The organism is Castellaniella sp., assembly GCF_041675725.1.
Lineage (GTDB): Bacteria > Pseudomonadota > Gammaproteobacteria > Burkholderiales > Burkholderiaceae_B > Castellaniella.
Map to the genome: position 1 here is coordinate 1 of NZ_JBAYTI010000115.1, position 4,056 is coordinate 4,056.

The window sequence follows — 4,056 nt, forward strand, 5'->3', positions numbered from 1 at the left end:
CTCTGCCGCGGGTGTGGCGGGGGATTTCTTGCTTGCCATGGTATAGGGTCTCCAGGTGGGGGCATGGGCAGGGCGCATCATGCCCATGCAGGTGTCACTTGCCCTTGCCCTGCCGGAACAGGGCGTCGAGTTGCTGCTCGTAGCGATGGTAGCCGATACGGTCGTAGAGCTCTTCGCGGGTTTGCATGAGATCGATCACGTTTTTCTGGTGGCCGTCCCGGCGAATGGCTTCGTACACGGTTTCGGCCGCCTTGTTCATGGCTCTGAAGGCCGACAGGGGATACAGCACGATACCGACGCCGGCTCCGGCCAGCTCGTCGACCGTGAACAGCGGCGTCTGGCCGAATTCGGTGATGTTGGCCAGAACCGGGACCGGCAGCGATTGCGAAAACTTTTGGTACGTGTCGAGGTCGTAGGACGCCTCGGCGAAGATGGCATCGGCGCCGGCTTCGACGCAGGCGTGCGCCCGCTCGAGCGCGGCATCCACGCCATCGACCGCGATGGCATCGGTGCGTGCGATCAGGTAGAAGTCGGTATCGGTGCGCGCATCCGCCGCCGCCTTCACGCGGTCGGCCATTTCTTCGGTGCTGACGATCTCTTTGCCGGGCCGGTGGCCGCAGCGCTTGGCGCCCACTTGATCTTCGATGTGGCAGCCCGCGGCGCCGAACTTGATGAGCGACTTGATGGTACGGGCGATATTGAAGGCCGATGGACCAAAGCCGGTATCGATGTCCACGAGCAGCGGTACGTCGCAGACGTCGGTGATGCGGCGGATGTCCGTGAGCACGTCGTCCAGCGTGTTGATGCCCAGATCCGGCAGGCCCAGCGAGCCGGCGGCGACACCGCCGCCGGATACGTAGATGGCGCGATAGCCGGCGCGCTGGGCCAGCAGGGCGTGATTGGCGTTGATGGCGCCGATGACTTGCAGGGGCGACTCATCTTTGAGCGCCTGGCGCAGCAGCGCGCCGGGTGAGGCGGGTCGGGTCATGGTGCGGTCTCCGGGTTACTTGAGCAGGTCGGCCACGCCGTCCCGTTCTTCGAGCAGCTCGTTCAGCGTGTGGTCCATGCGTTCGCGCGAAAAGGCGTCGATTTCCAGCCCGGCCACACGGGTGTATTCACCCTGCTCGGTGGTGACGGGCACGCCGTAGATGATGCCTTCGGGAATGCCGTAGGAGCCGTCCGAGGGCACGCCCATGGTGACCCACTGGCCCTGGCTGCCCAGCACCCAGTCGCGAACGTGGCAAATGGCGGCGTTGGCGGCCGAGGCCGCCGACGACAGGCCGCGTGCCTCGATGATGGCGGCCCCGCGCTTGCCGACCGTGGGGATGAACGTATCGCGTATCCAGGCGTCGTCGTTGATCAGCGCCTGTACGGACTGGCCGTCGATGGTGGCAAAGCGGGTGTCCGGGTACATGGTGGGCGAATGGTTGCCCCAGACCACCAGCTGGCGGATGTCGGCCACCGCCTTGCCGGTTTTGGCGGCGATCTGTGACAGCGCGCGATTGTGATCCAGGCGCAGCATGGCGGTGAAGTTCTTCGCGGGCAGATCGGGGGCCGATTTCATGGCGATGTAGGCATTGGTGTTGGCCGGATTGCCGACGACCAGCACCTTGACGTTGCGGCTGGCGACTTCGTTGAGTGCCTGGCCTTGCGCCGTAAAGATCTGCGCATTGACCTGCAGCAAGTCTTTGCGCTCCATCCCCTTGCTGCGGGGGCGCGCCCCAACCAGCAACGCAATGTCGGCATCCTTGAAGGCCGCGCGTGGATCGCCGTGGGCGCTCATGCCGGCCAATAGCGGGAAGGCGCAGTCTTCGAGTTCCATCATGACCCCCTTGAGTGCCTGTTGGGCGCGTTCATCGGGAATCTCGAGCAGTTGCAGGATCACTGGCTGGTCCGGGCCAAGCATGGCACCCGAAGCAATGCGAAACAGCAATGCATAGCCGATTTGGCCGGCCGCTCCGGTGACAGCAACACGCATGGCGGGTTTGGTCATGGTTTTCTCCGATTGAAAAGGGGGTTGGACGCAAAACGCGGAAAAGGTTAGTGTATTCCACTATTCCCCGTCAAGGGTCTTATATCTTATATAAGACAGAAGAGTATTAGACAGAGTGGGCTCAAAGTGCGAAAATGCGCTGTCTTCAGCCAACCAGAGGGTTGGGCTGCCGCATTGCTCATTCCATGTCCGAACACGCATTGACCGATCGTACGCAATCCCCCGGCCGTCCCGTTCACGGCGCCGCCTTCAGCCCACTGTATCAGCAGATCAAGGGCCTGATCCTGCAAGGGCTGGATCGGGGCGAATGGAAGCCGGGCGAAGCCATTCCCAGCGAGCTCGATCTGGCGGCACGCTTCCAGGTCAGCCAGGGCACCGTGCGCAAGGCCATCGACGAGCTGGCGGCCGACAACCTCCTGATTCGCCGCCAGGGCAAGGGGACGTTCGTGGCCACGCACAGCGAACCCAGAGTGCGGTATCGCTTTCTGCGCCTGACGCCTGATGACGGCCGCCCGGCTGCGCCGGGCAACCACATGCTCGATTGCCGCCGGCTGCGCGCCAGCGCCGACGTGGCTGCTGCCCTGGACATGCGCCCGGGCGATGCAGTGGTCAATCTGCGCCGGGTGCTGACTTTCGACGACACGCCCACGATCTTCGACGACATCTGGCTGCCGGGGAACATCTTCAAGGGGCTGACGCACGAGTCGCTGTTGCGTTCCCGGGGGCCGGTGTACGCGTTCTTCGAATCGGAATTCGGCGTCAGCATCGTGCGCGCCGAAGAAAAGCTGCGGGCCGTTCTGGCCGACCAGGCGCTGTCCGGGCATTTGCACGTCGCCCTGGGCAGCCCCTTGTTGCAGGTCGAGCGGGTCTCCTACACCTACGGCGACCGGCCCATGGAACTTCGCAGGGGCCATTACGTCACCGAGCGTTATCATTACCGTAATAGTTTGAATTGAACTCCGGATAGGTGAAAATACCGGATGCCGAACCACTTTGTCTTTTCACACTCACGAGGCCATCATGTCTGATTCAGTCACCAAGCCGCGCCCGCAGTTCCGCAACCTGGGGTTGAAGGACCTGCTGTTCGGCATCAAGCAGCCACCCGCCGCCAAGGCGTCCATTCTGCACCGCATCAGTGGTGCCCTGCTGTTCCTCGCCCTGCCGGTCATTCTGGTGCCGTTGTTCGCGCAAAGCGTGCAGTCGCCCGAATCCTTCGCCAGCATGCGCGAATGGGTCGCCAATCCGCTGTGCAAGCTGGTGCTGCTGGTGCTCATGTGGGGGTATTTCCACCATTTCTGTGCCGGTATTCGCTACCTCACGCTCGATCTGCACTGGGGGGTCGACCGCGAATCCTCTCAACGCTCCGGCGCCGTGGTCATCGGCGCGGCGCTGGTGCTTACGGTCATCTTTGGCCTGAAACTTTTTGGAGCCTGGTAATGGGTCACGAACGCATTGGTCGCAAGCGCCTGGTGGTGGGCGCGCATTATGGCACGCGGGATTTCATCGTTCAGCGGGCCACGGCCGTCATCATGGCGGTCTACACACTGATACTGGTCCTGTATGCCGTGTTTGTCCCCAACCTGGGCTTCGAATCCTGGCGCGCCTTCTTCACGTTTACCGCAGGCACTCTGCCGCTGGGCCAGCTGCTGGCCACGCTGGCTTTTCTCTCTCTGGCCTGGCACGCCTGGATCGGCGTGCGCGACATCTGGATGGACTACGCCCATTCCGATGGCCTGCGCCTGTTCCTCGAGGTCCTGACGGCGCTCTGGCTGGTGGCGGCCGTGTTCTTCTTTGGTCAAGTTCTCTGGAGTCTCTAACGTGGCAGCTGTCAAAAAATCACTCCCTCGCCGCCAGTACGATGTCGTGGTGGTAGGCGCCGGCGGGGCCGGCCTGCGCTGTGCCCTGCAACTCTCCCTGGCCGGCCTGTCGGTGGCCGTGCTCACCAAGGTGTTTCCGACGCGTTCACACACCGTGGCGGCTCAGGGCGGCATCAGCGCCTCGATCGGCAACATGAGCGAAGACCACTGGCAATGGCACATGTACGACACGATCAAGGGCTCAGA

General features: G+C 63.1%; 6 protein-coding genes. 4 read left to right on the top strand and 2 right to left on the bottom strand.

Annotated elements, in window-relative coordinates; all coding sequences use genetic code 11:
* Positions 1 to 94 precede the first annotated feature (94 nt).
* On the bottom strand, positions 95 to 988 hold the full coding sequence (prpB, locus tag WCZ84_RS13780) for a methylisocitrate lyase (protein ID WP_372686850.1): 894 nt from the start codon (positions 986 to 988) through the stop codon (positions 95 to 97).
* Positions 989 to 1,003: 15 nt separating this feature from the next.
* The gene (locus WCZ84_RS13785; RefSeq protein WP_372686851.1) at positions 1,004 to 1,993 is read right to left on the bottom strand and encodes a malate dehydrogenase; all 990 of its coding nucleotides are present in this window, start codon (positions 1,991 to 1,993) and stop codon (positions 1,004 to 1,006) included.
* Between the two features lie 185 nt (positions 1,994 to 2,178).
* On the opposite strand from WCZ84_RS13785, the gene WCZ84_RS13790 reads away from it, so the two are divergent.
* From WCZ84_RS13790 to WCZ84_RS13805, 4 genes are all read left to right on the top strand, one after another.
* On the top strand, positions 2,179 to 2,949 hold the full coding sequence (locus WCZ84_RS13790) for a GntR family transcriptional regulator (RefSeq protein WP_372686852.1): 771 nt from the start codon (positions 2,179 to 2,181) through the stop codon (positions 2,947 to 2,949).
* Between the two features lie 64 nt (positions 2,950 to 3,013).
* Positions 3,014 to 3,430 (top strand): succinate dehydrogenase, cytochrome b556 subunit, encoded by a 417-nt coding sequence (sdhC, locus tag WCZ84_RS13795; RefSeq protein WP_372686853.1) that lies wholly within the window; start codon positions 3,014 to 3,016, stop codon positions 3,428 to 3,430.
* The gene (sdhD, locus tag WCZ84_RS13800; protein ID WP_372686854.1) at positions 3,430 to 3,810 is read left to right on the top strand and encodes a succinate dehydrogenase, hydrophobic membrane anchor protein; all 381 of its coding nucleotides are present in this window, start codon (positions 3,430 to 3,432) and stop codon (positions 3,808 to 3,810) included. The genes sdhC and sdhD overlap by 1 nt, the downstream gene beginning before the upstream one ends.
* 1 nt (position 3,811) lies before the next feature.
* Positions 3,812 to 4,056, top strand: a 245-nt coding sequence (locus WCZ84_RS13805) for an FAD-dependent oxidoreductase (protein WP_372686855.1), incomplete at its 3' end; no start/stop codon positions are given.